The organism is Pseudoalteromonas umbrosa (genome assembly GCF_030125375.1).
GTDB lineage: Bacteria > Pseudomonadota > Gammaproteobacteria > Enterobacterales > Alteromonadaceae > Pseudoalteromonas > Pseudoalteromonas umbrosa.
Genome location: NZ_JASJUU010000002.1, coordinates 483,524 through 503,620, shown reverse-complemented (window position 1 = coordinate 503,620; position 20,097 = coordinate 483,524). Strand labels below are relative to the sequence as shown.

Genomic DNA, 20,097 nt, shown 5'->3' with positions numbered 1-20,097 from the left:
AATGGTAGCGACTCGCCAATCTCACCACACCACTTTGCCAGCAGATTTTGATGCGCGATTAGCGTTATTAAAGTTGTCAGAGGATAAAACCGATCGACTCAGCGAGGCATACGCTTTATGCCCCGCAGAAACCAATGAAGATCTGTTAGAAAAAGCCATCGAGATGGTTGAGATCTTGGCTGAGCTGAATTTTGACTCAGAGTCCCTTGCTGGGGCATTTTTAACCCCTTACTTTATTGCTCAGCAACTTGATATTGAGGCGGTTGAAAAAGCGCTCGGGGAAAACATCGCCCTGTTGCTCAAAGGTGTTGAGCAAATGGCGTCAATCAGTACCTTGGCTCATCAGAGCAAAGGGAATGTCCAAATTGATAAAATTCGTCGCATGCTATTGGCGATGGTAGAAGATGTGCGCGCAGTAGTGATTAAACTTGCGGAGCAGATTTGTTATCTCAGAAGTGTGAAAGATGCTTCTGAAGAAGAGCGTGTGGTTGCAGCAAAAACAACCGCTAATATTTTCGCCCCGCTGGCTAATCGCCTGGGTATTGGCCAACTAAAGTGGGAGCTTGAAGATCTTTCGTTTCGTTATTTACACCCAGAGAGCTATAAAACCATTGCTAAAAAGCTGGCTGATAAACGCCTTGCGCGTGAAGCGTATATGAGCGATATGGTCTCAGCCGTGCAGCAAAAGCTAGCTGATGCCAATGTAACAGCTGAGGTGTATGGTCGTCCAAAGCACATCTTTAGTATTTATAAAAAGATGTCGCAAAAAAATTATGAGTTTGAGCAGCTATTTGATATCCGCGCTATGCGTATCGTGGTTGACCAATTGCAAGATTGTTACGCAGCACTCGGTATTGTGCATACTAACTGGCGTCACTTGAATAAAGAGTTTGACGATTATGTTGCAACGCCGAAGCCCAATGGCTATCAGTCTATTCATACCGTTGTATTTGGGCCTGAGGGCAAGACAGTCGAAATCCAGATCCGTACTCATGATATGCATAAAGATGCTGAAATGGGTGTTGCTGCACACTGGATGTATAAAGAAGGTGCACTGCCGGGGCGCGGCTCTGGTTATGAGCAAAAAATTAGTTGGCTAAGAAAACTACTGCAATGGCAAGAGGAAGTGGTCGATGGTAGTGAGTTTGCCGAGGAGCTCAAAAACCAAGTCGTGGAAGACCGCGTGTATGTATTTACACCGCGCGGAGATATTTTTGATTTGCCACTGGGTTCAACACCACTGGACTTTGCTTATTATATTCACTCGAATGTTGGTCATCGCTGCATTGGCGCTAAGGTCTTTGGCAAAATAGTCCCGTTTACGTATAAGCTATCCACTGGCGATCAAATAGAGATCTTAACGCAAAAAAATCCATCACCAAGTCGTGATTGGCTTAATCCATCTTTGGGCTATATATACTCTTCGCGGGCGCGTAGTAAAATCCATCACTGGTTTAAGCAGCAAGATAGAGATAAAAACCTGCAAGCAGGTAAAGAAATTCTCGATAGCCACTTACAAAAGCTGGATATCAGTTATAAAGAATTAGAGCCAGCCATTGAGCGATTCAACTTTAAAGAATTAGATGACTTGATGGTCGCTGTTGGTGCGGGCGATGTGCGTATTAATCAATTCTTAAACTTTATTCAGGATAAGCCTGAGGCTGAGCCTAAGTTAAAACTTAGTACACGCAAAAAACATAAAGGCGATAAAAACGGGATTGTTGTTGAAGGCGTGGGCAGTTTGCTGAGTCATGTTGCCAAATGCTGCCAGCCTGTACCGGGTGATGAAATAGTAGGCTACATTACGCAAGGTCGAGGTATCGCGGTACACAGAGCTGATTGTGACTCTTTTGCGCATATTACACAGCAGCACCCTGAGCGAGAAATTGCAGTAAGCTGGTCAGAAGATGTGCAATCATTTTATGAGATAACGATTCGCATCGAAGCCAATGACAGACAAGGCCTTATTCGTGATATCAGTGCGATTTTAGCGAATGAAAAAGTCAATGTGCTCAATATGAATGTGCAAACACAGCATGAAAAAGGGGTTGCCATTTTTACAATGAAAATTGAAGTGGGCGATTTATCTGCGACAAATCGATTGCTGACAAAATTGCTGCAAACCGAAGGTGTGTTTGAAGCGAAGCGACAACATTGAGAGTAAGCAATGAGTGATAACATACATAGACTACTAGAGATCATGGCCACGCTTCGAGACCCACAGAAAGGGTGTGATTGGGATAAACAGCAAGATTTTAGCTCTATCGTCCCTCATACGCTTGAAGAGGCGCATGAAGTGGCTGAGGCCATTGAGCAGCAAGATTATGTAGCGCTTAAAGACGAGTTGGGAGACTTGTTATTTCAAGTGGTCTTCTATGCTCAGCTCGGTAAAGAAGCTGGACTATTTGATTTTGAGTCCATTGTTGCTGGGCTGAATGACAAACTGATCAGACGTCACCCGCATGTTTTCGAAAAAAAAGCGTCATTGACAGAGCAGGAACTAGATGCGCAGTGGGAAGCGATTAAGCAATCGGAGCGTAAAGAAAAGCCCGAGTTTGGTGCAGATGTGATCCAAGGCCTACCTGCACTCACTCGTGCTAAAAAAATTCAAAAGCGTGCGGCATCATTAGGCTTTGATTGGCCAGATTATCATGGCGCGCTCGACAAAGTGGAAGAAGAGGTTGATGAAGTTAAAGAAGCCTTGGCGCACGACCCCTACTCTGAACACAGTGCTGAAGAGCTCGGTGATTTATTGTTTGCCACGGTGAATGTAATTCGTCATACGAAACGCGATCCTGAACAATTGTTACGCCAAGCAACGCGAAAGTTTAGTAACCGTTTTGTGCAGATTGAAGGGGTTTTGGCTAAGCAAAACTTAACCTTAGAAGAATCAAGCCTTGCACAAATGGATGAGGCTTGGGAGCTGATAAAAAAGCGTGTGAAGTAAATCCGCTGCCAGAGTAGGCAATTTTTGCTGGATTGCTAATCACGTTTTTGCTATACTATCGCCCCGTCTTGATTCTTATTTAAATTCCATTTTCCTTGATATTCTAGGGTTCGCATGAGTACAAAATTTATCTTCGTAACGGGCGGAGTTGTTTCCTCCTTGGGTAAAGGTATTGCAGCTGCATCATTAGCTGCGATTTTAGAGGCACGTGGCCTTAACGTGACTATTCTTAAGCTGGATCCTTATATCAATGTTGACCCGGGCACAATGAGCCCAATTCAGCATGGTGAAGTTTTCGTAACCGAAGACGGGGCGGAAACTGACCTAGACCTTGGTCACTATGAGCGTTTCATCCGCACTAAAATGACAAGTCGTAATAACTTTACGCAAGGTCGTGTATTTGAAGACGTATTACGTCGTGAGCGTAAAGGTGAATACCTAGGCGCAACTATTCAAGTTATTCCTCATATCACCAATGATATTAAGCGTCGTGTTGTTGAAGGCGCTGAAGGCTATGACATTGCAATCGTAGAGATCGGTGGTACGGTTGGTGATATTGAATCACAGCCATTCCTTGAAGCAATTCGTCAGTTAGGTACAGAACTTGGTCGTGAGCACGCTTTGTTTATGCACCTAACATTAGTACCTTTCCTTGGCGCTGCAGGTGAAGTGAAAACTAAACCGACTCAGCACTCAGTTAAAGAATTACGTTCAATCGGTATCCAGCCTGATATCCTTGTTTGTCGTTCAAACTGTAAGCTGCCTGCAAATGAAAGAGCAAAAATTGCGCTCTTCACTAACGTAGAAGAAAAAGCGGTTATCTCTCTACAAGACGTAGATAGCATCTATAAGATCCCTGCATTATTGAAATCACAAGAGCTAGATAACCTAGTTTGTCGTCGTTTCTACCTAGAGTGCCCTGAAGCAGATTTATCTGAGTGGGAGCAGGTACTGTATCAAGAGTCTAACCCTACGGGTGAAGTGACGATTGGTATGGTAGGTAAGTACATTGAACTACCTGATGCATACAAATCAGTGAACGAAGCGTTAAAGCATGCAGGTTTGAAAAACCGCGTAACGGTAAATATCGAGTACGTTGATTCTCAAGATATTGAAAGTAAAGGCACAGAGCTTCTTGATCACCTAGATGCGATCCTTGTCCCTGGTGGATTTGGTAACCGTGGTGTTGAAGGTAAGATCCTTGCTGCTAAATATGCACGTGAAAACAAAGTACCATATTTAGGCATTTGCTTGGGTATGCAAGTTGCACTTATCGAGTATGCACGTAATGTTGCAGGTCTTGAAAACGCAAACTCAACAGAGTTTGATACAAATACGCCTAATCCAGTTGTTGGTTTGATCACAGAGTGGCTTGATGCAGACGGTAATGTTGAAACACGTACCGAGCAGTCTGATTTAGGCGGCACAATGCGTCTAGGTGCTCAGCTTTGTCACTTAGCTGAAGGTTCAAAGGTTCGTGAAGTATATGGCAATGCAGAAATTACTGAGCGTCATCGTCACCGCTACGAAGTGAACAACAACTTTGTTGATAAACTAGAGCAAGCAGGTTTGGCATTCACTGGCTTATCTGAAGATAAAAAGCTGGTGGAGATCATTGAGAACAAAGATCATCCTTGGTTTATTGCGGCTCAGTTCCACCCTGAGTTTACCTCTACCCCGCGTGATGGACACCCATTGTTTGAAGGGTTTGTTGGTGCAGCATTCAGCTACCAAAAAGAGAACTCATAAAAGAAAAGCCGTGCACGAGTGCACGGCTTTTTTGTTTTAATACCTATGGTATTGCTATGCGACTGAAACACACTAATACGGTTGCATAGCAATGCGAATTAAGCAGAAATAAAAACACTCACCACTTTGGGAAAAGAGGAATCAAGATGTCAAAAATCGTAAAAGTGATTGGCCGTGAAGTTATGGACTCACGTGGTAACCCAACCGTTGAAGCCGATGTTCATTTAGACTCGGGTGCTTGGGGCCGCGCATGTGCACCATCAGGTGCATCAACAGGAACTCGCGAAGCACTTGAATTACGTGATGGTGATAAGTCTCGTTACTTGGGTAAAGGTGTACTAACCGCAGTAAACTTCGTAAATAAAGAAATTGCACAAGCGCTAGAAGGCCAAAATGCATTAGAGCAACGTGCAGTTGACCAAATTATGCTTGACCTAGATGGTACAGAAAACAAAGAAAAGCTAGGTGCAAACGCAATTTTAGCAGTATCGCTTGCAATAGCTAAAGCGGCTGCGCAAGAGAAAGGTGTTGCTTTATATGAGCACATTGCAGACATTAACGGTACTGCAGGTCAATTCTCTATGCCAGTACCTATGATGAACATCATCAATGGTGGTGAGCATGCTGATAACAATGTTGATATTCAAGAGTTCATGGTTCAGCCTGTGGGCGCATCAAGTTTCCGTGAAGCGCTACGTATGGGTGCAGAGATCTTCCACAGCTTGAAAAAAGTACTGAGCGCACGTGGCTTAAACACTGCAGTAGGTGATGAAGGTGGTTTCGCACCTGATCTTAAATCAAATGAAGAAGCACTAGAAGTTATCGTAGAAGCGGTTGCCGCAGCTGGCTATGAAATGAACAAAGACGTAACGCTTGCGTTAGACTGTGCGTCTTCAGAGTTCTACAAAGATGGCAAATATGACCTAAGTGGTGAAGGTAAGGCATTCGATTCAGAAGGCTTTGCAGACTTCCTAGCAGATCTTGCTGCACGTTATCCTATCGTATCTATCGAAGATGGTTTAGATGAGAGCGATTGGGATGGTTGGAAGATCCTAACGGATAAGATTGGTGACAAAGTACAGCTTGTAGGCGACGATTTATTCGTAACTAACACCAAGATCTTAAAGCGTGGTATCGATGAGCAAATCGGTAACTCAATTTTGATCAAGTTCAACCAAATCGGTTCTCTTTCAGAGACACTTGATGCTATCAAGATGGCACAAGACGCTGGTTTCACAGCTGTTATCTCTCACCGTTCAGGTGAAACTGAAGATGCAACAATCGCAGATCTTGCTGTAGGTACTGCTGCTGGTCAAATCAAAACAGGTTCACTATGTCGTTCAGATCGTGTAGCTAAGTATAACCAGCTACTACGTATTGAAGAAGCGCTAGGTGATAAGGCTGTTTACAAAGGCCGTTCAGAGATCAAAGGTCAGTAATCGACTTTTATTTGAATTTAAAAAGCCATGCAATTGCATGGCTTTTTTATGCGTGTCCAATGCACCAATTAATGACTAAAATGCTGTGCCAATATGTTTTGGGTAAATTGCGTTTTCAAATAAAAACCTCTGGGCAGGGTTTTGATTAATCCCCCTTGAGGTCCAATTGCATCAGTTAAAGCTTTACTGTTTGCTGCTTTTGGCCTGATCTGCATGACTTCTCCAAGGTGGCCTGATATTTCTTCTACCCGGCCAAGCGCTATTAATTCAATTTGTTCTTCCCAATCACGTTGCAATTGCGCTTCTTGCTGAACATTAGGTTGCCATAAAAAGCCACTGCCTACTGTTCTATCTACAGGGGCAATGTCTCGCTCAGCTAGTATAGGTAGCCATAACACGTGGTTAAGTTTTTTCCGCACACTGGAGTTATGCCAAGTAAGACCTGTTAGGTTCGTCAATGGCACTACTGAAACATAGGTGGTTTCTAATGGCTTGCCAGCATAACTGAGGGGGAGTGTTTTGAGTTCTACACCAATATGTTCAAAATCAGGCACTGGCTTTGATCCTGCACTGGCACCTAATACATATTCAATCAGCTGGCCAGGCCAGCCCTTTTCTCTGAGTAAGTCATTCGGGGTTTTAAAGTGATACTGAGCTGCGAGCTCGCCCAGTGTTAACCCTGCGATAGCTTCAACGCGTAGCAGTAATTCAGTGATGCTTGTTGGGGGAGTGGGTCGAAGCATAATTAGGATCTTATAGTGATTTTGATGCGAGATTTTATCAGAATTTACAGGAACTGTGGATTAACTTGGGTTGGGTGTTTTTTGTACTGGTGAGTGTTGTTGCTATTTTATCCAATGCAAATAGCGTTGTGAATAGTTTAAGATATTGATATATATTGGTTTTATGTGTTTTTGCGAGGTTTGGTATATCACCTTTTAGGTAATAAATTGGATAAATACAGATATATAAACAATATTATCCACAGTTTCTGTGGAGAAGTTGGGTTTTTGGTACTAAATCTGTGGATTTGTTTGTAAAATCGACTTGTTTGCTCTTACTTATGCACAAGCTGTGAGTAACTTGAGTAAAAGCAGGAATAATATTTGCTGATGCCATCGAGATATGGAACAATCAAATAAAATAGACATAAGAATGAGGCGCTAAGGTGATTGATGCCGAAGGATTTCGTGCCAATGTGGGAATTGTCATATGTAACAACCAAGGGCAAGTTTTTTGGGCAAGGCGCTACGGTCAGCACTCATGGCAGTTTCCCCAAGGGGGCGTGGATGAAGGTGAGACCCCTGAACAAACCATGTATCGAGAGCTTCATGAAGAAGTTGGGCTCAGACCTGAAGATGTAGAAATTGTTGCAAGTTCAAAACATTGGTTGAGATATAAGCTACCTAAGAGGCTGATCCGCAAAGACTCAAGTCCTGTTTGCATTGGGCAAAAGCAAAAGTGGTTTCTACTTAAGTTAAGGTGCAAAGATGAAGAGGTAGATCTACTCAGAACGCATCATCCAGAATTTGATGATTGGCGTTGGGTGAGCTATTGGTACCCTGTTCGTCAAGTTGTTTCGTTTAAAAGAGACGTTTATCGTCGAGTTATGAAGGAATTTGCTCCTTTTGCTATGCCTTTTAACCGAAAAGAACATAATCATAAAGATCATTGGCGAAGACGGTAAATAGGGTGTCAAAGTGCTAGCAACGTTAAGGTCAATAGCTCAATCGGTCTCTCAGCAGGACAATTTAAGTGACGCTTTAAACCTTTTCGTTGCAATGGTCAAAAAAGCAATGCAAACAGACTGCTGCTCTATTTATTTTGCAGATTACAGTCAAGATAATTTTGTTCTAATGGCCAGTGATGGCCTTAATCCCGACGCGGTGGGGAAATTTCGTATTGGTTTTACCGAAGGTTTAGTTGGCCTTGTTGCCCAGCGTGAAGAAACGATTAACATTGCACAAGCGCAAATTCACCCCCGCTTTAAACATTCTCCAGAAGTGAAAGAAGAAGGGTACAATGCCTTTTTGTCAGTGCCAGTGGTCCACCAGCGTAAGGTTTTAGGGGTCATTGTTGTCCAACAAAAAAATACCCGAGAATTTAGTAACGACGAAGAGTCTTTTCTGATCACTTTATCTGCGCAGCTCGCTTCACAACTCGCTCACGTTGAGCTGCAAACATTGCTTAAACAAGATGCCAATAATCATAAAACATCGGTATTAAAAGGCGTTGCAAGTACACCAGGCATTGCATTGGGTAAAGCTTATGTGGTGCTTCCTAAACTTGACTTCTCAAGTATTGAATCTAATCAGAGTGATAACCACTCGGAGCAAAAAAAACTGTTTAAGCAGGCTGTTGAGGCAACGCGTCACGAGTTTCATGTTTTAGCCAGTCGGCTCTCTTTAACGCTACCCAAAGAGGCTTTAGCCGTATTTGAGGTATACCAACAGTTATTAGATGCACGTAGCCTAGGCCAGCAAGTAACAAAGGAAATGGAACTTGGATGGGATGCTAAATCGGCATTGAAACATGTGATTGAAGATTTAGTTCAACAGTTCGAAGCAATGCAAGATCCTTATATTAAAGAGCGCGCCGTTGATGTAAAAGATTTAGGGCTGCGGGTACTTCATCACCTTGTAAGCACCGAGTCCGTATCAAAATCTTACCATGAGCAAACTGTCCTAGTAGCTGAAACTTTGACACCAACGATGCTAGCGCAAGTCCCTAAGGAAAACTTAGTCGGTGTAGTCAGTGTTCATGGCTCAGCGAACTCTCATGCTTCGATTTTGACTCGCGCAATGGGGATCCCTGCGATTTGGGGTATCGAAAATCTACCGCTCTTACAATTTGAAGATAAACACATCATTCTGGATGCTTACGCTGGCAAGGTATATGTTTCCCCTTCCAAAGTATTGAAAAAAGAGTATGAGGCACTGCGGCAAAAAGAGAGCCAGCTGCATGATAAGTTTGATGCTGAACATGACTTACCTCCCATTACTCTAGACGGTGAGCGGATCAGCTTATTGCTAAATGCAGGCCTTGATCTATCTACAGAGCATGTTAGCGCTAAATTTAGTGATGGTGTGGGTCTATATCGTACAGAGTCTTGGTTCATGCAGCGCGGACAGTTCCCATCTCAAGCTGAGCAGGAGCAATGTTATAGAGAGGTACTGGCATCATATCACCCAGAACCTGTTGTGATGAGAACATTGGATATTGGTGGTGATAAAGTTTTAGATTACTTCGATATTGAAGAAGAGAATCCATTTTTAGGCTGGCGTGGCGTCCGTATTACTCTAGACCATCCAGAACTTTTTCTAGATCAATTGAAAGCCATGATTAAGGCAAATGCTGGTTTGGGTAACTTACGGATTATGTTGCCGATGATTAGCCACACAGAAGAAGTCGATGAAGCTTTAGCATTGCTGGAACAAGCTTACTTTGAACTACAAGAGGAGTGGGCAGATCAATTTTATCAAATAGATAAACCCGAAGTTGGGGTCATGATAGAGGTCCCTTCCAGTATCTTTTTGTTGCCTGAGTGGGCTAATAAAGTTGATTTTTGCTCTGTTGGTAGCAATGACCTGACCCAATACTTATTGGCTGTAGATAGAGCGAATTCAAGGGTGGCTAAGTTATTTGAGCCCTATCACCCCAGCGTGTTAAGGGCGTTAAATAGCATCGCAAAAGAGTGCCAAGCATTGGAATTGCCGTTTAGCCTGTGTGGTGAGCTTGGCTCTGAGCCTGAAGGTGCTATTTTGCTCACCGCGATGGGATATCGCAAGTTGAGCATGAATATATCAGCATTAAACAAAGTTAAATGGGTTCTTAGAAGATTGCATGTAACGGATATGGAGGCATTGCTTGAACAGTGCTTGCAAGCGTCGAGTGCAATCCAAGTACATCGCTATTTAAGGGATTTTATTATTGAGCAAGGCCTAAGCGAAATTATTTATACCCAAAGCGGAGCTGATAATCTCTAATTTGTTGTTATAGTTATTCACGCTCAGGTTGTGACTTATCAAGGTATAGTGGATTATTTTTAGACAACCGCAAAGCTCAACTCAATATCCTCTTTAAAGACTCTGATATTTAAGTGAAGTGACCACTTACATATCTATTTCTCGCACCGATTTAAAAGTAAATATGACACCTGCTATTACCAACCTTTGGGATATTGATAATCTAAAAGAGTTAATTTATAGATGAGATTAGTGGCTTACTATTATTAAAATGTCCCGTAGTGAAAAGTTAACTTTTAATAAGGGCCTTTTAAGGTATGTTTACTTAACTGATTTATTTGGTATGGTACTGACTTCTTGGCTTTGAACATGATGGAGTGTGAAAGCCACACATAATTGACCAGTAGCAACAATTAAAAAGGTGTTTGTGTTCATTTTGAGTAAGAATACAAGCAAAACGTTATTTTAATGAGGGAAAGCGATGGCTTTGCAGTTTCCGGAAATCGATCCGATTATTTTTTCAGTCGGGCCTTTAAGTGTCCGTTGGTACGGCCTTATGTACTTAATAGGCTTTGCATTTGCAATGTGGTGGGCAAATAAAGAAGCGGAAAAGCCCAATTCGGGATGGACCAAGGACCAAGTCAGTGATCTGCTTTTTTACGGTATGCTGGGGGTTATTTTAGGTGGCCGCGTTGGTTATGTGTTGTTTTATAATTTCTCTGCCTTTTTATCCGATCCGCTTATGCTATTTAAAGTATGGGAAGGAGGTATGTCTTTCCATGGTGGAGCATTAGGTGTAATAACTGCAATTTTCATTTTTGCATGGCGCACCAATAAATCACCTTTGGCTGTGGGAGACTTTGTTGTGCCTATGGTACCTGTCGGGCTTTTAGCCGGTCGAATTGGCAACTTTATAAATGGCGAGCTTTGGGGTCGTCAAACGGATGTCCCATGGGCGTTTATATTCCCGTCAGGTGGTAATATACCAAGACATCCGTCTCAATTGTATGAAGCCTTATTTGAAGGGCTAGTGTTGTTTTTGATTTTAGTCTGGTATCGCAATCAGCCTCGTCCTGCAGGTAGCATCGCAGGCCTGTTCTTATTGGGTTATGGTACATTTAGGTTTGCGATTGAATACTTCCGTGAACCAGATGCGCATATTGGTTTGTATGCAGGTGTGATTTCTCAAGGTCAAATCTTATCACTACCTATGATCATCGGTGGTCTTGGCTTGATGGTGTGGGCACACCGCCGTGAAGCGACAAAAACAGCATAGTTAAATAGGGTGTTTAGCGAAGAAGATGCTTCGCTAAACACAAACAGCAATTTATTAATGGTCAATTTAGCGTTATAGTAATAGCAATTACGCTAAATGAAGTTGAAACACTTGAATTACTCATCCGCATCAAAAAAAACATACAGTGCCGCGCAACTTTTGCTCGTTGCTATTGTGTTTGTGATGTCTGTGTTTCAACCTATTGCACAAGCTCAGATGATCTGTGATCACGATATGCCAGGGGCAAAAGCCACGATGTCTATGCATTTGCCTAGTCATGATGCCTCTGATAATCAACATCAGCACAGTAATATGAATCATTCTATGCCATCTCACCATGAAATGGATTGCTGTGAAACAGAGTGTGCATGTCCTACCAGCTTATGTGCGCCATTTTCTCTTTTTATGGGTGAATCTTCCGTATTTACCACGTTTAAACAGGTAACAGAAAAGCCTTTATCTGCCTACACAGGTTCACCAAATCAGTTAATAAACACTGTCTATAAGCCCCCCATTCTGGCCTAACTCTAGGGTTATTGTGCCCAAAAAATAGCTTTTTAATATTCAGCCATCCCGCTGTATTGCGTTTTATAGTGCAAAAAGTATTTTCAATTACTTTTGAAACACCAGCGATGGCATTTTTCAAATAAAAATGAGTTCCAGAATGTTTAAATTTAAGTTTGTCACGTATGTGTTATTCATCGTTGCCATATGCAACTTTCACAATTTAGCTCAAGCACAAGAAGTTGTTGAGCAGCCACAGCTCAAGGTATACAAAACGCCGACATGTGGGTGTTGTGTTAAATGGTTAAGTCATTTGTCTCAACAAGGTATCACCTATCAAGTATATGATTTGCCGGATTTAGGTGGTGTGAAAAGTCAATTAAACGTTAAGCCGCGTTATCAGTCTTGCCATACAGGTGTGAGTGACGGTGGTTATGTATTTGAGGGCCATGTACCTGCGAAATTCATCAAGCAATTTTTAGCTACACCGGTGAAAGGGGCGATCGGTTTATCTGTGCCAGCTATGCCACTTGGCTCCCCAGGCATGGAAGTCGGTCAGCGTTTTCACCCATATCAAGTGTTGGTGTTGATGGCTGATGGCAGTAGCCAAGTATTTGCTGAAATTAGTAAATATGAGGAGCAATTTTAATGCGGGTTTTAATTGTTCAATTAATGACTGCTGGTGTATTCAATAATTTTCAGCCAGATGATGTAATGCCAGAGATGGATTGGGGGAAAGTATGATGAGTACGCCAGTTGTAAAAATAATAATGGCTCTGACAGTAGGTATTGTGATTGGCGCAGGTGTTGTTACATTGCGTGATAGTCAACATACTATGGTCGATGCCCAAAAAGGCGGAGCTGATGAAAAAAAGCCGCTTTACTGGGTTGCGCCAATGGATGCGAATTATCGCCGTGACCAGCCAGGTAAATCGCCAATGGGCATGGATCTTGTTCCAGTGTATGAAGAGTCTCAAGGTGAGGACAAGTTTGGCCCTGGGGTGGTAAAAATCTCTCCTCATGTTGTCAATAATCTTGGTGTCAGAACGGGTAAAGTGATATCAGGCGCATTGCAGCAACATATTAATACCGTGGGCTATGTGCAATATGATGAACATAAATTAGTGCACATTCACCCTCGTGTAGATGGCTGGGTAGACAATCTATATGTGAAGGCTGTAGGTGATGAGGTTGAGCAAGGGCAAGCCCTTTACGACTTATACTCGCCTGAGTTGGTTAATGCACAAAAAGAAATGTTGGTTGCACTGAATCAAGCTGATCAACAATTGATTGAGGCAGCCTCTAAGCGGTTACGTGCACTAAAAATGTCGACCGATTTTATTGAACAGTTGATAAAAACCAAGCAAGTCCGCCAAACTGTCACCTTTTATACACCACAATCAGGCGTTGTTAAAAATCTGAAAATTCGTGAAGGCTACTATGTTCAGCCAGGTACGACGATGATGAGTATAGGTCAGCTTGACCATGTTTGGGTGGAGGTTGAAGTATTTGAGCGTGAAGCAAGTCTTATCAAAGTCGGGCTGCCCGTTGTGATGACGTTAGATTATTTACCGAGTAGATCGTGGCAAGGGCAGGTTGATTATATATACCCTAGTTTGGATGCTTCAAACCGCACCTTACGCGTGCGGCTTAAATTTACGAATACTGATAAAGCCCTCAAGCCCAATATGTTGGCTCGAGTCCAGATACAGTCTGATAGTACTCAAAATACACTTTTGGTACCAAAAGAATCTGTCATCAGAACCGGCTCTCAAAATCGAGTGGTATTAGCGTTGGGAGAGGGACAATTTAAGTCGGTTGCAGTTGAAATTGGCCGCATTGATGAAATGCATATTGAAATTATATCAGGGCTAAATGAAGACGAGACGGTGGTGACTTCTGCTCAGTTTTTGATTGATTCAGAGTCGAGTAAAAGCTCTGATTTTAAGCGTATGACGTTTGATGAAAAACCAAAATCAGTATGGATGCAAGGGGAAGTGCATAGCGTAACAGAGCAAAGCAGACAGATAAATGTGACACATGGGCCTGTTGATGCATGGAATTGGCCAGAGATGACGATGGATTTTGATGTTGGGCAAGAGGTTGATCTCGATGCATTAAAAGTGGGTCAAACACTGCACTTTGAGGTGACACTGCTTGAATCAGGTAGCTATCAGGTGACAGGAATACATATTATGGCTGAGCCGCAAATCCCTACGGCGACTGTTAAAGGCGTAATTAATCATGTTTCTCACCGAGATCGCACGGTAAACATCAGTCGTGAGGCAATTGAGAAGTGGAACAGAGCAGCTGCAACTATGGACTTTGTGGTGGACGAATCACTGCCACTTGCAGATTTTAAAGTTGCTCAGGAAATTACGTTTACTTTTGAGGTCAGAGACGATTTAGTCATCGTTGACATAAAAGGCGTTAACAGCGGTGAGCATGATGCTCATACTGGCCATTGATAGGAGTTTGATGTGATTGAATCAATTATCAAGTGGTCGGTGAGCAATCGGTTTTTGGTACTATTGCTGACGGTTATTTTAACTTTTGGCGGCTTGTATTCATTAAAGCAAACGCCAGTGGATGCCATTCCCGATTTATCGGATGTACAGGTGATTATAAAAACAAGCTACCCGGGGCAAGCGCCACAAGTGGTGCAAGATCAAGTCACTTTTCCATTGAGTACCGCTATGCTGTCAGTGCCTGGCGCAAAAACGGTGCGCGGTTTTTCATTTTTTGGTGACTCTTATGTCTACATTATTTTTGAGGATGATACAGATATGTACTGGGCACGCAGCCGCGTGCTTGAGTATTTGAATCAGGCTGCCAGTGACTTACCTAGTTCTGCAAAGCCGCAGCTTGGACCGGACGCGACTGGGGTAGGTTGGATTTATATCTATGCATTGACAGATAAAACGGGTCGCCATGACCTGAGTCAGCTACGAAGTATTCAAGATTGGTTTTTAAAGTATGAATTACAGACGGTATCCGGCGTGTCAGAAGTGGCTACTGTTGGGGGCATGGTTAAACAGTATCAAGTGGAAGTTGACCCTGACAAACTCAGAGCTTATGGCATTCCTTTAAGCTTGATTGAAATTGCTTTGAAGCAAGGCAATCAAGAAATGGGCGCCTCTGTAATAGAAATGGCTGAAGCTGAATATATGGTAACAGCGACAGGTTACATAGATCAGCTTTCTGATATTGCCCAGATCCCGCTTGGGGTGAGTGAAAATGGTGTGCCTTTGACCATTGCAAATGTGGCTGATGTGCGTTTGGGACCGAAAATGCGCCGTGGTATTGCTGAACTTAACGGCGAGGGAGAAGTGGTCGGCGGGATTGTGGTGATGCGCTCCGGTGAAAATGCACAGGCAACCATTGAAGGAGTAAAGGAAAAGCTTGCTTCTTTGAAGGGATCTTTACCTGAAGGCGTTGAGGTTGTACCTGTATATGACCGCGCTCAGTTAATCGAAGCCGCGGTGGATAACTTATGGCAGAAGTTAGCTGAAGAGCTGCTAGTGGTGGCTGTGATCTGTGTTGTGTTTTTATTTCACTTGAGGTCTTCGGTGGTGGCTGTCGTTTCATTGCCGCTTGGCATTTTGGCCTCATTCATCATCATGCACTTACAGGGAATAAACGCCAATATCATGTCATTAGGCGGCATTGCGATAGCCATTGGCGCGATGACAGATGGGGCGATTGTGATGATTGAAAATATGCACAAGCATATGGAAAAAACGCCGCTGACGGATGAAAATCGCTGGGAAATTGTGACTAAAGCCGCTTGTGAAGTCGGGCCTGCATTATTTTTTAGCCTTCTTATCATCACTGTATCATTTTTACCTGTGTTTATTTTAGAAGCGCAAGAAGGCAGGATGTTTGAACCTCTTGCTTACACTAAAACTTACGCCATGGCGGCATCCGCCGGTTTAGCTATTACTTTGGTGCCTGTATTGATGGGATACTTTATTCGTGGCAAGGTGATATCCGAGAAGAGAAACCCGTTAAACCGAGTCTTAACGGCAGTGTATATGCCTGTATTAAAGCAAGTAATGCGCTTTCCTAAAATCACGATTATATCGGCTTTGCTCATTACGGTTGCTGGCTTTTATCCGGTTAATAAGATTGGAAGTGAATTTATGCCGCCACTGGATGAAGGCGACTTGATGTACATGCCGACTACGTACCCCGGCATTTCTATTGCCAAAGCTCGTGAGCTTTTGCAGCAAACTGATAAGCTAATTCGCACAGTGCCTGAGGTTAACAATGTATTTGGCAAGGTGGGACGTGCAGAAACGGCAACTGATCCTGCACCATTGACTATGATTGAGACCTTCATTCAATTAAAACCAAAGTCCCAATGGCGAGAGGGGGTTACAACAGAAAGCTTAAAGGCGGAATTGGATAGCTTGGTTAAATTCCCTGGCTTAACGAATGCTTGGGTCATGCCGATAAAAACGCGCATAGATATGTTAGCAACTGGGATCAAAACGCCTGTGGGTATAAAGGTCGCAGGCCCTGACTTGGACGTCATTCAAGAGATCGGCCAGCAAATTGAAGCAATTTTACCCGCATTAGAGGGAACTGCTTCCGTTTACTCTGAGCGTGTTGCTGGAGGCCGTTATATTAAAGTGGACATTTCTCGCATTCAGGCCAGCCGCTTTGGGCTCAATATTTCTGATATTCAGCAGGTAGTGGCTAGCGCCATAGGTGGAGCAACTGTCACCCAAACTATAGAGGGTCAAGAGCGATATCCAGTGAATATTCGCTACCCTCAGGACTATAGAGACTCCCCAGAGTCATTAGCCAAGTTGCTTATAGTGACACCTTCAGGCGCTCAAATCACCCTGGGAGATGTGGCTCGTATTTATATTGATACGGGACCGGCTAGCATCAAAAGTGAAAATGCGAGGCTCAATGGCTGGACTTACATTGATATCGAAGGTGTTGATATCGGTTCTTATGTGAACAATGCACGCGCTTTTTTAGAGCGAGAGTTAGATTTACCAACCGGTTATTCCCTCACTTGGGCTGGTCAATATGAATATATGCAAAGGGCAGAAGAGAAATTATCTTATGTATTGCCATTAACGTTGGCAATCATTGTCATTTTGCTATATCTGAATTTCAGAGCCATGACTGAAGTTTTGATGATTATGGTGACACTGCCAATGGCCATGATTGGAGGGATATGGCTGATGTACTTTGAAGGGTTTAACTTTTCTGTGGCTGTTGGCGTTGGGTTTATTGCACTAGCAGGTGTAGCGGTAGAAATAGGGGTAATAATGCTGGTATATTTAAACCAAGCACTCCACTCTCTCAAAGAGCGCGCTTCGCAGACAGGCGCTTCAATTTCGCGAGAAGAGTATCAAAATGCTCTACTTCATGGCGCTGGTCTCAGAGTGAGGCCCGTTATGATGACCGTGACGACCATTATTGTCGGGTTGCTACCGATTTTATACGGTACTGGTGCAGGCTCTGAAGTGATGAGCCGAATCGCAGCGCCTTTGGTTGGTGGCATGACCAGTGCTGTGGTGCTGACATTGATTGTGTTACCTGCAATTTATAGTCTATTGAAACGAAAAGAGCTAGAGCAGTTTAATAGAGCATTTGAATAAAGCGTTCATCTATTATGGATCTGGAGGCATTGTGTAAAAAGCAGTGTCATAGCACTTTGAAGTATGGCTTAATGTGCTCTAAAGTGCCTTTGCATTTTTGGTATTAATCAAAGAGGGTTAGTTAGACCTTTCGAGAGATTTTACATTAGTCGGTTGCGCTAAGCGTAGCGCAACCTAGGAAGTCTTTAGAACTAGGTGCTGTTAATTAATCTTCCACCGGTTTTGGCATTGGGACAACCATACCGCCACCACGACCACCAGCGACTGTTTTTATTTCTGCTAAAGTGAGTTGTTTTTTCATAAGTCCTTCTTTATTTATTTGGTTTTTTCTTGCGTTAACAGCTGTATTGATATTAGAAAAGTTCAAAAATCAGTCAACTTCGTCTTTTTCGGTAATTTATTAATCAAGGCTACTTATTGTAGTTGGAAACACGCATTTTGACCGTCAGTAGGGCACAAATCAGGTTCTCCACCAGCAACTAAGTTTGTTAACTTAGGCTGTAAGACTTTGCTGTTAGATAATTTCTTGAGTGAGTTTTTCTTAATTGTTAGTTTCATGATTTTCCTTATTTATTATTTTTCAACTAAATCATGATTAATCTAGCAATAATTGAACGGTAAAGTAAATAATGAATAGTTGACTCTAATGCATTTAGAGTTTATGGGAATTCTCCAAGAGCTTCTGTTTAAATACCTGTTCAATATCATCCCTACAGTGATGGTTTAGCTTTAATATGCAGTGTATGATAAGCCACAGTTGAATTTAGAATAGTGATAGGGTTAGGTAATGAGCCAATATTTAGACTTATGTCAGCGCATTGTTGATGAGGGAAAATGGGTTGAGAACAAAAGAACAGGAAAAAGATGCCTTACGGTAATCAATGCTGATTTAACCTATCACGTCGATAAAAATGAGTTTCCACTCGATACAACTCGAAAGAGCTTCTGGAAAGCTGCAATTGCTGAACTGCTTGGGTATTTGCGTGGTTATGACAGCGCGGCTCAATTTAGAGAGATAGGCTGTAATACTTGGAACGCCAATGCAAATGAAAACCAAGACTGGCTAAAGAACCCAAATCGCAAAGGTGAAGATGATATGGGGTTTGTTTATGGTGCAGTGGCTAGAAATTTCCCTAAGCCAGATGGTGGTAGTGTTGATTTAATCAAACAAGTGATCGAAGACCTTTCAAAGGGCATCGATAATCGTGGCGAAATTATCACTTTTTATCACCCTGGATCATTTCATTTAGGGTGTTTGCGTCCATGTATGTTCCAGCATCAGTTTTCAATTTTAGATGGTGTACTATATTTGAATAGCTACCAGCGAAGTCAAGATGTGCCATTGGGTGGTAATTTTAACGCAATACAAGTTTTTACCTTACTAAAGCTAGTTGCGCAGATCACAGGGCTTGAAGCAGGCAAAGCGTTTCATAAAATTGTGAATGCGCATATTTATGAAGATCAACTAGAATTGATGCGTGATGTGCAGCTAAAGCGCACGCCTTTTACATCACCTGAGCTTCACATTAACCCTGATATCAAAACGTTTGAAGACTTAGAAACCTGGGTTACTTTGGATGACTTTGAAGTGACTAATTATCAGCACCATGATGCGATTCAATATCCGTTTTCTGTTTAAGAATTTATAGATTTTGTGAGGTGGCTCTGTAGCCACCTCTTTTTGCTTATTAAATTAATAATAGGTATTTTTTCTTGCTTACCCACTTTACATGTGCCTACTTTTTGAGCTTAAACTCATCTTTTTATCCGTTTTATTGGACAAATTAGTCTTTTTTAGTCAGTCTAATGCATTAGCTTTTTAGTATGTGATGTTTGTAGCTGTCGTTTAGGTGGAATGAGTTGTATGCCTTTCAAGTCCGTAGCGCTAATTTTTGCTTCGATTTTTATAATGGTTTATTTAACTGGATGTGCGAGTTCGGCGTTATCACTAGACGAAAAAGTTGCCCAGCAAGAAGCAATATATGCGCAAAAAGCGATGCTAGCTTCATATAAAGAGAACAAAGCCAGTATTGAGAGGTTGGCTGATTTGGAAGAGGACTTAACGCAATTGCTTGAGTTACTCTCTACACAAACAGAAGTGCGAGATGTTCATAGCTACTTACAGCCAGCTCAAACTGTTGTAAAACACTCAAATGATTTAAATATGAAGATGAATGCGTCTAATGCTATAGCAGACGATCCAGTAGTGCACTCAAGTGTGATTAATGATCTGAGTTTAGATATACCAGTCGTTTTATTGGGTATTCATTTGAGACAGGAGAATGCGACGTCTCAAGTACAAGTTATACAAGATCGAATCGATATAGTTCGACAAAGTTACCCTCTTGTATTTAATCGTATTATCGCGAGTATTTCTGAGCCCGAACCAAACAGAAACTTATTTTATGTAACAGCCAATGGTTTTACTTCCGCAGAAGAGGTTACGGTTTTTTGTAAAGTGATGTCCAATGTTACAAAGCGTTGCTCTGAGTTGAAAAATTAGATATAAATGTATTCTTATTGGGTACATTGGCGAGTGTCAATCAACAAAGCTTTTTGTATTTTTTAGAGTAATAGCTCTTGCAATGCGCTAGCA

At 42.4% G+C, this 20,097-nt stretch carries 15 protein-coding genes; 13 read left to right on the top strand and 2 right to left on the bottom strand.

The features are described 5' to 3' along the window. The first annotated feature begins 1 nt into the window (after position 1). The 4 genes from relA (at position 2) to eno (ending at position 6,135) form a co-directional block, all read left to right on the top strand. Positions 2–2,158 carry a GTP diphosphokinase gene (relA, locus tag QNM16_RS09545; protein ID WP_284020270.1) on the top strand — a complete coding sequence of 719 codons (2,157 nt, stop codon included), beginning with the start codon at positions 2–4 and terminating at the stop codon, positions 2,156–2,158. Positions 2,159–2,167: 9 nt separating this feature from the next. Beyond that, the gene (gene mazG, locus QNM16_RS09540; RefSeq protein WP_284020269.1) at positions 2,168–2,947 is read left to right on the top strand and encodes a nucleoside triphosphate pyrophosphohydrolase; all 780 of its coding nucleotides are present in this window, start codon (positions 2,168–2,170) and stop codon (positions 2,945–2,947) included. 114 nt (positions 2,948–3,061) lie between these two features. Continuing rightward, on the top strand, positions 3,062–4,696 hold the full coding sequence (locus tag QNM16_RS09535; RefSeq protein WP_284020268.1) for a CTP synthase: 1,635 nt from the start codon (positions 3,062–3,064) through the stop codon (positions 4,694–4,696). Positions 4,697–4,842: 146 nt separating this feature from the next. After that, positions 4,843–6,135, top strand: coding sequence for a phosphopyruvate hydratase (gene eno / locus QNM16_RS09530; RefSeq protein WP_284020267.1), 1,293 nt, complete (start codon positions 4,843–4,845; stop codon positions 6,133–6,135). A 68-nt stretch (positions 6,136–6,203) separates the two neighbouring features. On the opposite strand, the gene mutH is transcribed toward eno, so the two are convergent. Continuing rightward, complete coding sequence (mutH, locus tag QNM16_RS09525) at positions 6,204–6,878, bottom strand: DNA mismatch repair endonuclease MutH (protein ID WP_284020266.1); 675 nt, start codon at positions 6,876–6,878, stop codon at positions 6,204–6,206. Between the two features lie 425 nt (positions 6,879–7,303). Between mutH and rppH the strand changes: the two genes are divergently transcribed. The 7 genes from rppH (at position 7,304) to QNM16_RS09490 (ending at position 17,501) form a co-directional block, all read left to right on the top strand. Then, positions 7,304–7,822: an RNA pyrophosphohydrolase gene (gene rppH, locus QNM16_RS09520; protein ID WP_063360376.1), complete on the top strand. Its 519-nt coding sequence runs from the start codon at positions 7,304–7,306 to the stop codon at positions 7,820–7,822. A gap of 13 nt (positions 7,823–7,835) precedes the next feature. After that, the gene (gene ptsP / locus QNM16_RS09515) at positions 7,836–10,121 is read left to right on the top strand and encodes a phosphoenolpyruvate--protein phosphotransferase (protein WP_284020265.1); all 2,286 of its coding nucleotides are present in this window, start codon (positions 7,836–7,838) and stop codon (positions 10,119–10,121) included. Positions 10,122–10,581: 460 nt separating this feature from the next. Beyond that, the gene (gene lgt / locus QNM16_RS09510) at positions 10,582–11,376 is read left to right on the top strand and encodes a prolipoprotein diacylglyceryl transferase (RefSeq protein WP_284020264.1); all 795 of its coding nucleotides are present in this window, start codon (positions 10,582–10,584) and stop codon (positions 11,374–11,376) included. A gap of 96 nt (positions 11,377–11,472) precedes the next feature. Then, the gene (locus tag QNM16_RS09505) at positions 11,473–11,901 is read left to right on the top strand and encodes a hypothetical protein (RefSeq protein ID WP_284020263.1); all 429 of its coding nucleotides are present in this window, start codon (positions 11,473–11,475) and stop codon (positions 11,899–11,901) included. A 139-nt stretch (positions 11,902–12,040) separates the two neighbouring features. Further along, complete coding sequence (locus QNM16_RS09500) at positions 12,041–12,529, top strand: DUF411 domain-containing protein (RefSeq protein WP_284020262.1); 489 nt, start codon at positions 12,041–12,043, stop codon at positions 12,527–12,529. A gap of 94 nt (positions 12,530–12,623) precedes the next feature. Next, complete coding sequence (locus QNM16_RS09495; RefSeq protein ID WP_336620301.1) at positions 12,624–14,348, top strand: efflux RND transporter periplasmic adaptor subunit; 1,725 nt, start codon at positions 12,624–12,626, stop codon at positions 14,346–14,348. A gap of 12 nt (positions 14,349–14,360) precedes the next feature. Then, entirely contained in the window at positions 14,361–17,501 is a 3,141-nt protein-coding gene (locus tag QNM16_RS09490) for an efflux RND transporter permease subunit (protein WP_284020260.1), read from the top strand. Positions 17,502–17,915: 414 nt separating this feature from the next. Here QNM16_RS09490 and QNM16_RS09485 read toward each other — a convergent pair whose 3' ends face one another. Next, on the bottom strand, positions 17,916–18,059 hold the full coding sequence (locus tag QNM16_RS09485; protein ID WP_284020259.1) for a hypothetical protein: 144 nt from the start codon (positions 18,057–18,059) through the stop codon (positions 17,916–17,918). Between the two features lie 229 nt (positions 18,060–18,288). On the opposite strand from QNM16_RS09485, the gene QNM16_RS09480 reads away from it, so the two are divergent. Next, positions 18,289–19,140: a thymidylate synthase gene (locus tag QNM16_RS09480; RefSeq protein WP_284020258.1), complete on the top strand. Its 852-nt coding sequence runs from the start codon at positions 18,289–18,291 to the stop codon at positions 19,138–19,140. A gap of 270 nt (positions 19,141–19,410) precedes the next feature. Then, positions 19,411–20,004, top strand: a complete 594-nt coding sequence (locus QNM16_RS09475) for a hypothetical protein (protein WP_284020257.1) — start codon at positions 19,411–19,413, stop codon at positions 20,002–20,004. Positions 20,005–20,097 lie beyond the last annotated feature (93 nt).